Genomic DNA, 15,603 nt, shown 5'->3' on the forward strand with positions numbered 1-15,603 from the left:
CGTCTGGTGATCGAGCGCCGCCAGCGCTGCCGTGCCTGGCTGTCTCGCGTATTAAAGTGATTTTAGATGCATGTAACCCATGCTGCGCATGCCAGTTTAACGCTTAACCGCGACATGCGATCACCCGAATGCGTTGCCTGGCAAGAGTTTGTGGCGCCGTTGCACAGTGGGGTCTGATGCATCGATGGCCAAAGCGTGGCCGCCCCGAAATTGCCGGGTACGCGCCGCCCCGCGAACGTCCGCGGACTGCTGCCTTTAGAATGCGGTACAAACCATTCGGAGACCGCGCATGCTGTGGAAATCACCTCCCTCACTGAAAGAACTCCAGGCCCGCCACAAGGACACCGCCGTCGAGCAACTGGGCATCGAGTTCACCGAGATCAGCGAGACTTCGCTCAGTGCACGCATGCCGGTGGACCGCCGCACCGTGCAGCCGCATGGCATCCTGCACGGCGGAGCTTCGGTGCTGCTGGCGGAGACGCTGGGCAGTTGCGCCGCCAGCCTGTGCCTGGATAGCGAGACCCAATATTGCGTCGGGCTCGACATCAATGCCAACCATGTGCGCGCGGCGCGCACGGGCTTTGTCACCGGCACCGCCACGCCGGTGCATATCGGCCGCACCACCCATGTGTGGGCCATCGAGATCCGCAACGAAGAAGGCAAGATGGTGTGCGTCTCCCGGATCACCATGTCCATTCTTTCGCGCTGAACACCCCGGCCTTCGGCAAGCGTGCGGGCGCCGCTGTGCGCCCCGTGCAGAGATTTTCATTTCCGGCTAAACTGCGCCCCGCACTGTAAGCGGGCGCCAAAGCGTGGCGTCCCGGCAGCGGCGGGGTGGCAGAGTGGTYATGCRRCGGYCTGCAAAGCCGTRYACGSCGGTTCRATTCCGTTCCCCCGCCTCCAGTCCAGTATTGCGGTCATGGCCAGGGCGATCGCGCCATGCAGCCAGACGCCGCGATGCTTCGCGCTCCTTTCCATTTCCCTTTGTTCTTTCCCTTTCCCGCCAGGCTATTTTGCCTCGGCCCCGCCTCATTCATTCGGTGGATAAGGCGCCGCTTATGCCGTTTTCCCCGCTGGAACAAGTCGCGCGAATCATGTAGTGTGAAGTCAGCGCAGTCCATCCATGACAACCTCCGCCATCGTGCGTGGCGGGGAGACAATTGCAATGACAAGAGATCTGCGTATCCGCGCCGCACAACCGGCCGATTGGCCGGCAATCGCGGAAGTCCTTGAAGCATGTGGCCTCGCCAGCGACGATCTCGATCCCTCGCTGGCGTTGTTCCATATTGCGGTGCTCGACGGCGGCATTGTCGGTTGCGCCGGCGCCGAAGGCTATGGTGACACTGTGGTCGTGCGCTCGGTGGCGGTGTTGCCGCCTTATCGCGATCGCGGCATCGCCTCCCATATGGTTTCCGCCGTGCTCATGCGCGCCCGCGCCAACGGCTGCACGCGCGCCGTGTTGCTGAGCGCCAGTTGCCCCAGCTACTTTGCCCGCTACGGCTTCTCGCTGATCTCGGCGGATCGCCTGCCGCCGGAAGTGCGCGCGTCGCGCGAGTTCCGGCAGCAAGAAGGCGCGCTGCCGCTATGCATGTGTTGCGAGCTGAAATGATCTACCCGACGTGCCGATGACCGTGACGAACCCGACGAACCCGACGAAGCAGATTGACCCGACCCAGCCGGCAAGCGCTGTCCCCTTCGATTACCTGGTCTATATCGGCCGTTTCGAGCCCTTCCACAACGGTCACTTCGCCATGCTGCGCCAGGCGCTGGCGCAGGCCAGCACGGTGATCGTGGTGCTGGGTTCCGCTGGCGGCGCCCGCACCGTCAAGAATCCGTTTTCCGCGGACGAGCGCCGCCAGATGATCGAGGGCGCTGTCGCGGCATGGGATGCCGCGCGCGTTGCCGACCTGCGCTTTGTGGTGGTGCGCGACTACTACGAAAGCGCGCGCTGGGCAGCGGCGGTGCGCGCCGTGGCGGGCGCGGCGATCGAGGCTTGCGCGCAAGGCACGCCGCGCGTTGGCCTGTTCGGGCATTTCAAGGATGCCTCTTCGGGCTACCTGAATGACTTCCCCGGCTGGGAACTGGTGCCGCAGCCAAGCTTCGGGCAGCTCAACGCCGCCGACGTGCGCCGGCAATGGTTCGACCAGAAGGGCGGCCTGGAGGGGCTGCAGAGCGTGCTGCCGCAGCCGGTGGCCGCGTTCCTGCGCGAGTTCGCCGGGCGCGAAGCGTTTGCGACCTTGCTGGCCGAGTACCGCTTCCTGCAGGACCACAGCCGCCGCTGGGCCGCCGCGCCGTATCCGCCGGTCTTCGTGACCGTGGATGCGGTGGTGCGCTGCTGCGGCCAGGTGCTGCTGATCCGCCGCGGTGGACAGCCCGGCCGCGGCGCCTGGGCGCTGCCCGGCGGTTTCCTGGACCAGCATGAGCGCGTGGCCGACGCGGTGCTGCGCGAACTCGACGAGGAGACGCGCTTCGGGCTGCCCAAGGCGGCGTTGCAGCAATCCTTGCGTGACCAGGCGTTGTTCGATCATCCCGAGCGCAGCCAGCGCGGGCGCACGCTGACCCACGCTTTCTTCTTCGACCTGCCGCTCGACGCGCTGCCGCCCGTGGCCGCCGCCGATGACGCGGCCGCGGTGCGCTGGGTGCCGCAACAGGAGCTGCTGGCGCTGGAAGGGCAGATGTTCGAGGATCACCTACTGATCCTCGATCGCTTCCTGCACCTGTTCGACGGCGAGGCGCAGCCGGCGGGCTGAGCGGTTCGCCCCCGGGTTCAGTGCCCGCCCAGATTTTCATAGGCCGCGTGCTGCGGCTGCATGCGCGCGACGAGCTGATCGACGCGCAGGCCTGGCGCGTGCGGCTGCAGAACTACTTTCCGGTGGGACGATTCGGGGCCAGCTTCTACGTCACCACGCGGGATCGGTTCTCGATGGAGAAAGAGGCGGGCGTGGTGACGGCGACCACCGCGGTGGACGAGATGTGAGCCGGCTGCTTTAGCAACAAGGATGAGTGGTTGTGCATAAGACGTCAGATGAAGACTACTTCGAGTCAAGCGATGGTTCGATAAGGATCTGGATCGAGCAAGATTCGTCCATCCAGATCAAGGTGGTTGCCAGACACGATGACCCCGTGGAGCTCTCGGCGGAGGAGGCTATTGCGTTGGCAACCGTGCTTCAAGCGTTTGCGCGGCGGATCTAGTCCGATCGCCGGCCCATCGCATGCGCCGTCATGATCGCGGGCCGTACCATCCATGCGGCCGTGTGGGTGATTGGCAGCTTGCTGACACAAGCCTCTGCTATCTTTAGGCGCCCAGCCCGCGCTGGCCACCATTCMCACATCGGCTCCCATGCAAGCTACGACCACCACGCCAGACACTGCCGCCCCGGCCGCCATCACCTTGCGCCAGGCATTCTGGTACTGGCTCAAGCTGGGCTTCATCAGCTTTGGCGGCCCGGCGGGGCAGATCGCCATCATGCACGAGGACCTGGTCGAGCGGCGCCGCTGGATCTCCGAGAGCCGTTTCCTGCACGCGCTTAACTACTGCATGGTGCTGCCCGGGCCGGAGGCGCAGCAACTGGCAACGTATATCGGCTGGCTGATGCACCGCACCTGGGGCGGGGTGATCGCGGGCGGCCTGTTCGTGCTGCCGTCGTTGCTGATCCTGATGCTGCTGTCGTGGATCTACATGCGCTTTGGCGAGGTGCCGGCGGTGGCGGGGGTGCTGTACGGCATCAAGCCGGCGGTGACGGCCATCGTGATGTCGGCGGCGTGGCGCATCGGCTCTCGGGCGCTGAAGAACAGCTGGCTGTGGGCGATCGCGGCGGCATCGTTCGTCGGCATCTTCGCGCTGGAATTACCGTTCCCGGTCATCGTGCTGGCCGCGGCCTTGATCGGCTACGCGGGCGGCCGGCTTGCGCCGGCGCGCTTTGCCAGCGGGGGCGGGCACAGCGCTGGCAAGGCCGGCTTTGGCCCCGCGCTGCTGGACGACCACACACCCACGCCGCCGCATGCGATCTTTACCTGGAAGCGCTTCGGGCTGGTGCTGGCGGTGTTCCTCGCGATCTGGGGGCTGGCGCTGGGCGCGCTGGCCTGGCGCTACGGCTGGCAGGGCACGCTCACGCAAATGGGCTGGTTCTTCACCAAGGCCGCGCTGATGACCTTTGGCGGTGCCTATGCGGTGCTGCCCTATGTCAACCAGGGCGCGGTGGCGCACTACCACTGGCTCAGCGCGCCGCAGATGATCGACGGCCTGGCGCTGGGCGAAACCACGCCCGGCCCGCTCATCATGCGCTGATCGGACTGGCCGCGGCGGTGGCGTTGTTCCGCTTCAAGGCCGGCGTGATCCCGGTCATCCTTGCTTGCGGCGCCGCCGGGCTGGCGCTGGTGTTCCTGCGCGGCATGGCCTGAACGGCTACCAGCCACTATAGGGCGCGCCCGCCATGCGGTGGGCCGCGAAGTGTTCCGCCAAGAAGTCCACGAACGCGCGCACCTTGGCCGTGAGGTGGTCGCGCGTAAGGAATACCGCGAACACATCGGCTGGCGGCGTTTCCCAGTCGGGCAGCACCTGGCGCAGCCGCCCGGAGCGGAGCATCGGCGCCACCTCCCATTCCGAGCGCATCAAGATGCCGTGGCCCTGCAAGGCCCAGCCGAGGGCCACTTCGCCATCGTTGGTGCTGGCCGGCCCGCGTACCTTCACGGTTTCCTGGCGGCTGGCCGAGCGCAGGTGCCAGGTGCCGTAGGTGGCGTCGCTCTCCCGGATCACGATGCAGCGGTGCTGCTGCAGCTCGCGCGGCGACGCCGGCTCGCCGTGGCTGGCCAGGTAGCGCGGCGCGGCACATAGCAGGCGGCGGTTGTGCGCGATGGGCCGGGCGGTGAGGCGCGCATCGGGCAAATCGCCCACGCGGATGCCGACGTCGAAGCCCGCCTCGGCCAGGTTCAGCGGCCGGTCCGTGAGTTCCAGCTGCACCTCAACCTCCGGGCAGGCCAGCAGGAAGGCGCCCACCGCCGGCGCCACGTGGCGCCTGCCGAAGCCCAGCGTGGCATTGACCCGCAGCAGCCCGCGCGGCGCCACCCGGCTGCCGCCAAGCCCTTGCTCCAGTTCCTCCAGCTCGGCCAGGATGCGCGCGCCCTGCGCCAGGTAGGCCTCGCCCTCCTGCGTCACGCTCAGCCGGCGCGTGGTGCGGTTGAGCAGGCGCACGCCGAGCCGCGTTTCCAGCGCCATCAGCCGCTTGCTGGCGGCCGACGGCGTGATGCCGAACTGCTGGGCCGCGCCGGCCAGGCTGCCGCGCTTGACCAGGGTGACGAAGAAGGCGAGGTCGGAGAAGTTGTCCACGATGCGATCCGAGGCCTGATTGGTGAATTAAGCGACTGAATGAAAGTCTATGGATGAAATTATAGCGATGGGTTCAATGGTTAAACTGGCATCTCAAATCTGAATAAGCGCGGCGGCGCCGGGGGCGTTCCCTTGCAGCCAGCCTGCCACCCAGGAGACCCCACATGAACCGCCTTACCGCCATCGCCCGCCGGATCTGCCGGATCTGCCGGACGCCGCTCGCCYTGAGCGCTGCCGCCTTGTCAGTTGCGCTCATGCCGGCGGCGGCGCGAGCCGAGACGTTTCCCGCGCGCCCGATTCGCCTGATCGTGCCGTTCGCCCCGGGCGGCAGCGTCGACATCGCCGCGCGGCTGGTCACCGAAGCGTGGGGCCGGCAACTCGGCCAGCCTGTGGTGGCGGACAACCGCGCGGGCGCCTCGGGCAATATCGGCATGGACCAGGCCGCCAAGGCCAAGCCCGACGGCTATACGCTGGCCATCAACAACGTGGCGCTGGCGGTGAATCCGTCGCTGTTCGCCAGGCTGCCGTTCGACACCGAGCGCGACCTGGCGTCGGTTGGCACCATGGGCACCTCGCAGCATGTGCTGGTGGTGACCAACAGCCTGCCGGCCAAGAATGTGAAGGAACTGATTGCGCTGGCCAAGAGCCGCCCCGGGCAGTTGAGCTTTGGCTCGGCGGGCACCGGCAGCACCTTCCATATGGCGGCGGAGTTGTTCAAGTCGGAATCCGGCACGGCCATCCTGCACGTGCCGTACAAAGGCGGTGGCCCGGCCATGGTCGATACCATCGCCGGCCAGGTGCAGCTCAGCTTCCCGGTGCTCTCCGCCGCGCTGCCGCAGGTGCAGGCCGGCAAGCTGCGCGCGCTGGCGGTGACCGGGCCCAAGCGCTCGCCGCTGCTACCCAATGTGCCCACCATTGCCGAGGCGGGCCTGCCCAACTACGCGTTCGAGACCTGGTTCATCGTCAGCGCGCCGGCCGGCACGCCCAAGGAGGTGATCGCAAAACTGAACCAGACGCTGAACCAGGCACTGGCCGCGCCGGAGATCAAGGCGCGCCTGCTCAAGGAAGGCTTCGAGCCGCTCACCATGAGCCCGTCCCAGGCCGACACCATGCTGCACAAGGAAATCAAGCGCTGGGCCGCGCAGATCAAGCAGGCCGGCATCACGCCGGAGTAAGCGCGGCGCCTGCCGCCGTGTGCCATTTTTGACTTACAACTTACTTCAAACAGAGTCCCATGTCAGGCCTTACCTTCTATCGCAAGCTGGTGGATTCGCACACCGTGGCCGCGCTCGATGCCGACCACGTGCTGCTCTACGCGGATCTGCACCTGATGAACGAATACACCAGCCCGCAGGCCTTCGCCGGGCTGGCCGCGCAGGGCCGGGGCGTGCCGTCGCCGGGCCAGCAGGTGGCGGTGGTGGACCACATCATCCCCACCCACGCCGAAAGCCCGCGCCGCATCCAGGATCCCGCCTCGGCGCTGCAGGCGCGCAACCTCAAGCGCAACTGCGTCAAGCACGGCATCCCGCTGTTCGATACCGATGACGCGCTGCAGGGCATCGAGCACGTGATCGCGCCCGAGCACGGCATGATCCGGCCGGGCATGGTGGTGCTGTGCGGCGACAGCCACACCACCACCTATGGCGCGCTGGGCGCGCTTGGCTTTGGCATCGGCACGTCCGAGGTGGAGCACGTGCTGGCCACGCAGACGCTGGTGTACCGCGTGGCGATGGACATGCGCATCCGCGTGGACGGCGTGCTGCCGCGTGGCGCCACCGCGAAGGACCTGATCCTGCATATCATCAGCCGCATCAGCGCGCAGGGCGCGCGTGGCTATGTGGTGGAGTTCACAGGCAGCGCCATTGCCGCATTGTCGATCGAGGCGCGCATGACCTTGTGCAACATGACGGTGGAAGCCGGCGCGCGTGGCGCGCTGATCGCGCCGGATGCGGCGGCCTTCGAATACGTGCTGGCCCGCGCCGCCGATATCGATGCCACCCTGCGCGAGCGCGCGCTGGCCTGCTGGCGCGCGCTTCACTCCGATGCGGATGCCAGGTTCGACAGCGAACTGGTGTTCGACGCCGGCAGCGTGGCGCCGTATGTGAGCTGGGGCACCAGCCCCGATCAGGCGATCCCCATCGATGCGCGCGTGCCGCCGGTGGAGGATGCCGTCGACGACACGGCGCGCAGCGCCGCCGCCAAGGCGCTGGACYACATCGGCCTGCAGGCGGGCGCCACGCTCGAAGGGCTGCCGGTGCAGCGCGTGTTCATCGGTTCCTGCACCAATGGCCGCATCGAAGACCTGCGCGCCGTGGCCGCCATTGTGCGCGGGCGCAAGGTGGCCGAAGGCGTGCGCGCGATGGTGGTGCCGGGCTCTGGCGCGGTGCGCCAGCAGGCCGAGGACGAAGGCATTGCGCAGGTGCTGCTGGACGCCGGCTTCGAATGGCGCAAGCCGGGCTGCTCGATGTGCCTGGCCATGAACGACGACGTACTCGCGCCGGGCGAGCGCTGCGCCTCCACCACCAACCGCAATTTCGAGGGACGCCAGGGGCGCGCCGGGCGCACCCACCTGATGAGCCCCGCCATGGCCGCCGCGGCGGCGCTGACCGGCTGCATCACCGATGCGCGCCGCCTGGAGCAAACCAATGCCTGATGCCATGCCTGACTACGATTCCGACCTGATCGCCGCGCTTGGCGCGCCGCTGCCCATCGGCAACCTCGACACCGACCAGATCATGCCCAAGCAGTTCCTGCGCATCATCGACAAGGCGGGGCTGGACCGTGGCCTGTTCTACGATATGCGCTTCGACGCGCAAGGCGTTGCGCGCCCGGAGTTCGCGCTCAACCAGCCGCGGTACCAGGGCGYGGGCGTGCTGGTGGCCGGCCCGAACTTTGGCTGTGGCTCGAGCCGCGAGCACGCCGTCTGGGGGCTGCAGCAATACGGCATCCGCGCGGTGATCGCGCCCAGCTTTGGCGAGATCTTTTACTCGAACGCGATCAACAACCGGCTGCTGCTGGTGATGTTGCCGCAGGCCGAGGTGGATGCGCTGATGGCCGCGGTGTCGGGCGGTGTGCCCGCGCGGATCGAGATCGACCTCGCGGCGATGTCGGTGAGCGCCGGCGCACTGCGCTTTGCCTTCATGCTGGCCGAGCGCCACCGCACCATGTTCCGCCAGGGGCTGGACATGATCGGCGCAACGCTGGCACAGTCGCCGCAAATCGCCGCGTTCGCGCGGCGCCATCACCAGTCGCAGCCCTGGCTGCAGGACGTCGCCGCCAAGACCATGGCGCGGCTGTCCGCCTGAAGGAGGACTGAACGTGTTCGAAGGGTTCACCCAACATCGCATTCCATGTGGCGACGTCGAGATCCACGCTGTCGTCGGCGGCCAGGGCCCGGCCTTGCTGCTGCTGCATGGCCATCCGCAAACGCATGTGATCTGGCACAAGGTGGCCGCCACGCTGGCGCGGCATTTCACGGTGGTTGCCACCGACCTGCGCGGCTACGGCGATAGTGGCAAGCCCGCCGGCCTGCCGGATCACGCCAACTACAGCAAGCGCAGCATGGCGCAGGACCAGGTCACGGCGATGCGCGCGCTGGGCTTCGAGCGCTTCCTGGTGATGGCGCACGACCGCGGCGCTCGCGTGGCGCACCGCATGGCGGTGGATCATCCGGATGCCGTGCAGCGGCTGGTCACGCTGGATATCGCGCCCACGCTGGCGATGTATGAACAGACCAACCTGCAGTTCGCGCTGGCCTACTACCACTGGTTCTTCCTGATCCGGCCCGCGCCGTTTCCCGAGACGCTGATCGAGGCCGATCCGGCGCTCTACCTGCGCAGCACCATGGGCAGCCGCAGCGCCGGCCTGGCGCCGTTTACCGAGGCGRCCATGGCGGAGTACCTGCGTTGCCTGCGCCTGCCGGGCGCGGCGCACGGGCTGTGCGAGGACTATCGTGCCAGCGCGTCGATCGATCTCGAGCACGACCGTGCCGACCTGGCCGCCGGGCGCAAGGTCCGGTGCGAGATGCTGGCGCTGTGGGGCGAGCAGGGCGCGGTAGGCCGCTGCTTCGCGCCGCTGGAAGAGTGGCGCAAGGTGGCGAGCAACGTGAGCGGCAAGAGCCTGCCGTGCGGGCACTACATGGCCGAGGAAATACCGGAGCTGCTGCTGGACGATACGCTGCCCTTCCTGCTGGGCGCAGGTTAAGGACGCAACGGGCGAATGCACTGCGAGCCGGGCTGGCTTACACTCGCTGTCTTCGCCCCCGTGCCCAACCGAACGCTTTCCCCAGCCCATGCCGCCCCGCAAGAATCCCGCCGTTGCCACCGAAACGCCCGATAGGCCCGATAGGCTTGCGCAAGGCCGCGCTGCCAGCGACCAGGCCATCCAGTTGCTCGACGGCGCCGTCAACCACGTGCTGGAGCACGGCATCGGCGACTTGTCGCTGCGCCATATCGCCGAGGCGCTCGGCACCAGCCACCGCATGCTGATCTACTACTTCGGCTCGGCGGACCAGTTCTGGGAGGCGGTGCTGCGCCGCATCCGCCATGCCGAGCTGGATGCGCGCGCCAGCCTGGCCGCCAGCGAGTCCGATCCCGCACAGGCGCTGGAGGTAGCCTGGGCGCGCTACTCGGCGGACAACTACCTGCCCATCATCCAGTTGCTGTTCGAGATCTACGGCCGCGCCATTCGCGATCGCGAACGCTTCCAGGTGTTCCTCGACGATGTGATAGGCAGCTGGACCGGCGCGCTGACCGAGCGCTTTCACAAGCAGCTTGGATTGAGCACGAGCGAGGCGAAGCTGCGGGCTCGCATCGAGGTGGCCACCGTGCGTGGCCTGTTGCTGGATCTTGTCACCACGGGTGATCGCAAGGGCACCACTGCCGCGCTGAAATACTTCGCGCGCATGCTGAATGCGCCCAGGGCCCCGGGCGCGAAATCCGAACCCGAAGCCTGATCCGTGCGCGGCGCCGGCATCGGCGCCGCAGCCTCGAAAATTTTTTTCCTCTCCGTGTACCACATGGTACAGTAAACCGGATGCACCGCGATGCGAGGGTGCCGCTCAAGGGGATTCGAGAGGAGATCGAAGTGAACAGACGCACACTGATACTAAGCGCCGCGCTCGCCGTGGCGGGCATGGCATGCGGTGCCGCCGGCTGGGCGCAGGACTGGCCGCAGCGCCCGGTCAGGCTGGTCGTGCCGCAGGCCGGCGGCACGGGCAACGATGTGCTCGCGCGCGCGCTGGCCGAAACGCTGGGCAAGCGCTGGGGACGCAGCGTTGTTGTGGAAAACAAGCCCGGCGCCAATGGTGTGCTGGCCATCAACTATGTGCTGCAGCAGCCGGCCGATGGCTACACCCTGTTTTTCGCGGGCGTGTCCAACCTGGCCTTCAATCCCTTCCTCTACCCCACGTTGCCCTATGTGCCGCAACGCGACCTGACCGGCGTGGCGATGCTGGCCAACTCGCCGTTCGTGCTAGTGGTTGCGCCGGCGATGCACGCCACCAGCTTTGCCGAATTTGTGCGGCTCGCCAAGGCGCGGCCGGGCGGCATCAGCTACGCCTCCGGCGGCATCGGCAACTCCACGCACCTGGCCATGGAGCTGGTGGCCGAGCGCGCAGGCGTCAAGCTGCAGCATGTGCCGTTCAACGGCGCCGGCGGCTCGACCAGCCTGATGTCGGGCGAGACGCCGGCCATGATGAATGTGGTGGCGGGCGTGCAGCCCTATATCGCCGGCAAGAAACTGGTGGCGCTGGCCGTGACCGGCGAGCGGCGCCTGGCCGCGCTGCCCGATGTGCCGACGTTCAAGGAGCTTGGCTACGACGTGGCGGTGCCGGGCTGGTACGCCATCGTCGCAAAGACCGGCACGCCGGCGGCGCTGGTGCAGAAGATCAACGCCGACATCAATGCAGCCATGGACGAGCCGGCATTCAAGGACAAGCTGGCCAACCAGTTCCTCGACCCGATCAAGGGACCGCCGGCCGAGGTGGCGCGCTATATGCGGCGCGACGCGCAGGCCTGGGGCCCCATGATCCGCAAGCTCGGCATCGCCCTCTGATCCCGGCCGGATCTGCCTGCACCCGCCTGCACCCGCCTGCAGCCACTACCAAGGATTCAAGGAACCAAGGAGACTAGACATGCCCCAGATCACGACCGCCGTGCGCGACTATCGCCTGGCGATGATGCACGCGCTGATGGACCGCATCCGCGTTGACGCGCTGGTGTTCAGCACGCCGGACTTCTTCCAGTTCGCCACCAATTTCCAGCTGGATGTCTGGCCGTGGGAGCGCCCCGTTTTCGTGTTCGTGCCGCGCAACGGCGAACCCTTCGCCGTGATGAACGAGCTGTCCACCAACCACATGCGCCTGTGCACGGAGAAGGATAAGGTCTGGCTGCGCGACGTGACGTACTACGCCGAGCATCCGCGCGTGTCGCAGCGGCTGGCGCTGGCGCCGCAGTTGCCCGAGGTGGTGGCGTCGCTGCTGGCGTCGCACGGGCTGGGCGGCTCGCGCATTGCCGTGGACGTGGCCCACCCGATTCTCGCGGCGGCACAGCGCTACCTGCCGGAGCTCGCGCTGCGCCCGGCCATGGCGGAAATGCGCGCCATGCGCTGGGTCAAGCATGCGGAAGAGCTGCAGGTGATGCGCGAGCTTGGGAGCCTGACGGACTGGGTGCAGGACCGCTACCGCGAGAACATTCGGCCGGGGCGGCTGGTGCAGGAACTGGACCATGCCATGTCGGCGCTGATGGTGGAGGAGGCCGCGCGCCGCTTTCCCGGCGAGGATTTCGATATCCTCAAATGCTGGACGCTGACGGGACCGGCCTCGGCCTCGCCGCATGGCGACGGCGCCGCGTGCGGCGCGCGCATCGCGGCTGGAGACACCGTCGTCAACCTGATCCTGCCGCGCCTCAATGGCTACTACGTGGAGAACGAGCGCACGTGGTTCTGCGGCAAGCCGGATGCGCGCCAGGCACGCTGCTACCAGGTTGCCGCGGAGGCCACCGATGCGGCGGTGGCGGCCGCGGCGACCGGCCGGCGCGTCTGCGACATGGACGCCGCCGCGCAAGCCGTGATCGAGCGCGCGGGGCTGGGCGAGTACATCTTCCACCGCACCGGCCACGCGGTCGGGCTGATGCTGCACGAGTATCCGGAGGACATGGCCTTCAATACGCGCACGCTGCTGGGCGGCGAGGTCTACTCGGCCGAGCCGGGCATCTATGTCTATGGGCTGGGCGGCTTCCGGCTCGACGATACGGTCGTGGTGGGTGAGCGCCCGGAGGTCATCGTGAAGACGCCAAAGACACTGGATTACGCAACCGTGGCGTGATGCCGGCGGCAAGCGGGGGGTAGTGGGGATAGCAGGRGGATAGCGGGGGGAAGCCGTATGTGGCCGGGGGGCATCGTGGCTGGCACCGGCGCGCAATCCTTGGGCCGAAGGCGCGCGCCGGCATACCGGCGCGGGGCGTTCGAGGATAAAATGCGGCCGACGCCTGCCACCTGCCGCCTTGTCCACCGTGATGCATGCGGTGCTCGGATGCCCCCCCTCGACATGGACGACTCTCCCCAGCGCGCGCCATTTTTGCCCTGCCATGCCAATCCCGCGAACACGCCGCCCGCCGGGGCGTTGCCCACGCATCTTGGCGCGATGCTCGATCGCATCACGGATGGCGTCATGTCGCTCGACCGCGAGTGGCGATTCGCCTACGTCAACCAGACCATGGAGCGCTTGCTCAAGCGCAGGCGTACGGATCTCGACGGGCGAGGCATCTGGGAGTGCTATCCGGACCTGATTGGCTCGGCATATGACCGGACGTTTCATGAGGCCGCTGCCAGCGGCGCATCATGCACCTGCACCGCCTACTATGCCCCGCTGGCATGCTGGTTCGAAGCGCGCGCCTTTCCCGATGCGAACGGCCTTACCGTGCTCTTTCGCGACGTCAGCCGCGAGCGGCAGCAGTCGGCACAGCTGGAATACCATGCCGATCACGACTACCTGACCGGCTTGCCGAACCGCCGGCGCTGCACGCAGGTGCTGGCGCGCGCGGTGGCGCAGGCGGGAGAACAAGCAGCAGAACAAGCAGCAGAAGCCCAGGCGGCTATGCTGCCGGCCGGCATGCAGGCGCAAGCACCGCAAGCGGGCGGGGTGGTGGTGCTGTTCGTCGATCTCGACCGCTTCAAGGAAGTCAACGATGCCTTTGGCCATGCGGTGGGCGACACGTTGCTGTGCAAGGTCGCCGAACGCTTTCGCGCGCTGCTGGCACCTTCGGCTTTTGTCGCGCGCGTCGGTGGTGACGAGTTCGTGTTCATTCTGCGCGACGCGCGGCCGGGACAGGCCGAGCGCTTTGCCGGCACCATCCTGGCCGGCGTGTCGCAGCCGTTCCAGGTGGACGGCCACACGCTGCTGCTGGGTGCCAGCGCAGGGATCGCACAGTGGCCTGAGGCTGGCGACACCGCCGACACCCTGTTGAACCACGCCGATGCCGCCATGTATGCGGCCAAGGCCGCGGGGCGTTTCCAGTTCCGCGTCTTCCACCTGGACCTCGCCCAAGGCTTGCGGCAGCGCCTGCAGCTGCGCGCCGACCTGCATGCCGCGATGGCAGACGACCATCTGGTGCTTCACTTCCAGCCGCAGTGGTCGCTGCCCGATGGCAGGCTGGCGGGCGCGGAAGCGTTGCTGCGCTGGCAGCACCCAACGCGCGGCCTGCTGCCTCCTGCCGCCTTTCTCGATGTGCTGCTGGAGTCGCCGCTGGAGCCGGCGGTGGGGCTGTGGGTCATGCGCGCCGTGTGCCGCCAGATAGCGGCCTGGCGGCGTGTTGGCCTGGCGGTGCCCAGGATCTCGCTCAACCTGTCGGCGCGGCAGCTGGTCATGCCGGGGCTGGCTGGCTTGCTGGCGGACCTCGCACGCGAGCACGAGGTGCCATGCGGGCTGCTGGACGTGGAAGTCACCGAGGACACCCTGATGACCGACCTCGACAGCGCTGCGGCGGCGCTCGACGAGCTCCGGCGCTGCGGCATCAGCGCCTCGCTGGACGATTTCGGCTCCGGTTACTCGAGCCTGGCCTACCTGACGCGCCTGCCGGTTGCGACACTCAAGATCGACAGATCATTCGTTGCGGTCCTCGGTACTGCACCCGAGGCCCTGGCGGTCATTCGCGGGGTCATCGCGCTGGCGCGCTCGCTGGGCATGAGAACCCTGGCGGAAGGTGTGGAGACCCACGTCCAGCAACGCTTGCTGGCCGAGGAGGGCTGCGACGCGGCGCAGGGCTACCTGCTAGGCCGGCCGATGCCGGCAATGGATTTCGCCGCGGTCATGGGCCAAAGCGCCGTGGCGCTGGGGGATTGACGCGGCGTGGCAACAGCTCCTGCGGTGCCGCAAGCATGTGCTGTCCCGGAGGTGCATAATCGCTCACCGATACGTTGAGCCCTAGCCCGATTTCTCCGGCCTCAACATACATTCATGAACGGATGTATAATTCCGTAATGATTCGCTTGTCCCTAAGCGATTGTTGCGGAAATTGACCATGACTTACCGATTTATTGCCGGGTGCCTGAGCGCCTGGCTCGCGATCTGCGTGACCGCGGGCTGGGTGGTGGAACGCCTCTGGTCCTGAGTACGGGTGGTCGGCTTTGCCGCTGGGAGGTGGCAAGGTTTTCGCTAGGACTTGTCATTCTTCGCGGTAATTACCACCCACCATGCACATGACCATCGATAAGAAGAACGCCGGCCTTGCCCGCCGGCTTGCAACACGTATCAAGGCGCTTGGCGCCATGGCTGCCCTCGGCGCATGCGCCGCCGCGCAAGCCGATCCGGGGGTGCACGTGGCCTTTGGCCGCGATCCCGGCCACAACCTCAACAAGTACGAAGTTGGCGTGAACTGGGACTCCGGCTTTGCCTGGGGCAACCCGCAAGGCTGGCTGGCCAAGCTGCAGTGGGAGGCCGAACTGGCCGAATGGAACGCCCGCAGCGGCACCAATCACCAGAATGTGACCGAATTCGGCTTCTCGCCGATCCTGCGCGTGGAAAAGCGCGGCGGCTCGCTGGTGCCTTTCCTGGAGGCCTCCGTCGGCGTGCGCATGATGAGCCATAAGGCCACCTCTGACGAGCACCGCTCCGGCAGCCTGTTCCAGTTCTCCGACATGATCGGCGTGGGCATGGCCTTTGGCCCCAAGACCGCGTACGAAGCCGGCTTCCGCTACCAGCACGTCTCCAACGCCGGTATCAAGCAGCCCAATCCGGGCAGCGGTTTTTACACGGGTTACGTGCGTTATCGCTTCTGATC

The 15,603-nt window shown here is 67.3% G+C and carries 13 protein-coding genes, 1 tRNA gene and 2 pseudogenes; 15 read left to right on the forward strand and 1 reads right to left on the reverse strand.

The window, feature by feature from the left end; all coding sequences use genetic code 11:
• The first annotated feature begins 289 nt into the window (after positions 1 to 289).
• The 6 genes and pseudogenes from AC1DS3_RS20545 to chrA form a co-directional block, all read left to right on the forward strand.
• Positions 290 to 709, forward strand: a complete 420-nt coding sequence (locus AC1DS3_RS20545) for a hotdog fold thioesterase (RefSeq protein WP_441632167.1) — start codon at positions 290 to 292, stop codon at positions 707 to 709.
• A gap of 119 nt (positions 710 to 828) precedes the next feature.
• Positions 829 to 903, forward strand: a tRNA-Cys gene (locus tag AC1DS3_RS20550).
• A gap of 262 nt (positions 904 to 1,165) precedes the next feature.
• Positions 1,166 to 1,609, forward strand: coding sequence for a GNAT family N-acetyltransferase (locus AC1DS3_RS20555; RefSeq protein ID WP_441632169.1), 444 nt, complete (start codon positions 1,166 to 1,168; stop codon positions 1,607 to 1,609).
• Positions 1,610 to 1,631: 22 nt separating this feature from the next.
• Entirely contained in the window at positions 1,632 to 2,750 is a 1,119-nt protein-coding gene (locus AC1DS3_RS20560; protein ID WP_477109209.1) for a bifunctional nicotinamide-nucleotide adenylyltransferase/Nudix hydroxylase, read from the forward strand.
• 29 nt (positions 2,751 to 2,779) lie between these two features.
• Positions 2,780 to 2,977, forward strand: a pseudogene (locus AC1DS3_RS20565) (flavin reductase family protein); the annotation flags it as partial.
• Positions 2,978 to 3,340: 363 nt separating this feature from the next.
• Positions 3,341 to 4,282: pseudogene (chrA, locus tag AC1DS3_RS20570) on the forward strand (chromate efflux transporter); the annotation flags it as partial.
• Between the two features lie 123 nt (positions 4,283 to 4,405).
• On the opposite strand, the gene AC1DS3_RS20575 reads toward chrA, so the two are convergent.
• Positions 4,406 to 5,326, reverse strand: a complete 921-nt coding sequence (locus tag AC1DS3_RS20575) for a LysR family transcriptional regulator (RefSeq protein WP_477109210.1) — start codon at positions 5,324 to 5,326, stop codon at positions 4,406 to 4,408.
• Between the two features lie 164 nt (positions 5,327 to 5,490).
• Between AC1DS3_RS20575 and AC1DS3_RS20580 the strand changes: the two genes are divergently transcribed.
• The 9 genes from AC1DS3_RS20580 to AC1DS3_RS20620 all read left to right on the forward strand — a co-directional run bounded on the left by AC1DS3_RS20580 (position 5,491) and on the right by AC1DS3_RS20620 (position 15,601).
• A complete protein-coding gene (locus tag AC1DS3_RS20580) occupies positions 5,491 to 6,501 on the forward strand; it encodes a tripartite tricarboxylate transporter substrate binding protein (RefSeq protein ID WP_441632176.1) in 1,011 nt (336 codons plus the stop codon).
• A 59-nt stretch (positions 6,502 to 6,560) separates the two neighbouring features.
• Positions 6,561 to 7,979: a 3-isopropylmalate dehydratase large subunit gene (leuC, locus tag AC1DS3_RS20585; RefSeq protein WP_477127841.1), complete on the forward strand. Its 1,419-nt coding sequence runs from the start codon at positions 6,561 to 6,563 to the stop codon at positions 7,977 to 7,979.
• Positions 7,972 to 8,631 (forward strand): 3-isopropylmalate dehydratase small subunit, encoded by a 660-nt coding sequence (gene leuD / locus AC1DS3_RS20590; protein ID WP_477127842.1) that lies wholly within the window; start codon positions 7,972 to 7,974, stop codon positions 8,629 to 8,631. The genes leuC and leuD overlap by 8 nt, the downstream gene beginning before the upstream one ends.
• A 13-nt stretch (positions 8,632 to 8,644) precedes the next feature.
• A complete protein-coding gene (locus tag AC1DS3_RS20595) occupies positions 8,645 to 9,529 on the forward strand; it encodes an alpha/beta fold hydrolase (protein ID WP_477127843.1) in 885 nt (294 codons plus the stop codon).
• An 88-nt stretch (positions 9,530 to 9,617) separates the two neighbouring features.
• Positions 9,618 to 10,280, forward strand: a complete 663-nt coding sequence (locus tag AC1DS3_RS20600) for a TetR family transcriptional regulator (protein WP_441632184.1) — start codon at positions 9,618 to 9,620, stop codon at positions 10,278 to 10,280.
• Positions 10,281 to 10,411: 131 nt separating this feature from the next.
• On the forward strand, positions 10,412 to 11,380 hold the full coding sequence (locus tag AC1DS3_RS20605) for a Bug family tripartite tricarboxylate transporter substrate binding protein (protein ID WP_441632186.1): 969 nt from the start codon (positions 10,412 to 10,414) through the stop codon (positions 11,378 to 11,380).
• A gap of 79 nt (positions 11,381 to 11,459) precedes the next feature.
• Entirely contained in the window at positions 11,460 to 12,650 is a 1,191-nt protein-coding gene (locus AC1DS3_RS20610) for a M24 family metallopeptidase (RefSeq protein WP_441632188.1), read from the forward strand.
• A gap of 207 nt (positions 12,651 to 12,857) precedes the next feature.
• Entirely contained in the window at positions 12,858 to 14,666 is a 1,809-nt protein-coding gene (locus AC1DS3_RS20615; protein ID WP_441632190.1) for a putative bifunctional diguanylate cyclase/phosphodiesterase, read from the forward strand.
• 356 nt (positions 14,667 to 15,022) lie between these two features.
• Positions 15,023 to 15,601 (forward strand): acyloxyacyl hydrolase, encoded by a 579-nt coding sequence (locus AC1DS3_RS20620; RefSeq protein WP_441632191.1) that lies wholly within the window; start codon positions 15,023 to 15,025, stop codon positions 15,599 to 15,601.
• Positions 15,602 to 15,603: the final 2 nt, after the last annotated feature.

The organism is Cupriavidus sp. 01L46, assembly GCF_056399905.1.

Bases quoted from the DNA above. Each gene is read 5' to 3' on its own strand.
- AC1DS3_RS20600 (WP_441632184.1), top strand. From the start codon at position 9,618: ATGCCGCCCCGCAAGAATCCCGCCGTTGCCACCGAAACGCCCGATAGG.
- AC1DS3_RS20555 (WP_441632169.1), top strand. From the start codon at position 1,166: ATGACAAGAGATCTGCGTATCCGCGCCGCACAACCGGCCGATTGGCCG.
- AC1DS3_RS20620 (WP_441632191.1), top strand. From the start codon at position 15,023: ATGACCATCGATAAGAAGAACGCCGGCCTTGCCCGCCGGCTTGCAACA.
- AC1DS3_RS20545 (WP_441632167.1), top strand. From the start codon at position 290: ATGCTGTGGAAATCACCTCCCTCACTGAAAGAACTCCAGGCCCGCCAC.
- AC1DS3_RS20615 (WP_441632190.1), top strand. From the start codon at position 12,858: ATGCCCCCCCTCGACATGGACGACTCTCCCCAGCGCGCGCCATTTTTG.
- AC1DS3_RS20610 (WP_441632188.1), top strand. From the start codon at position 11,460: ATGCCCCAGATCACGACCGCCGTGCGCGACTATCGCCTGGCGATGATG.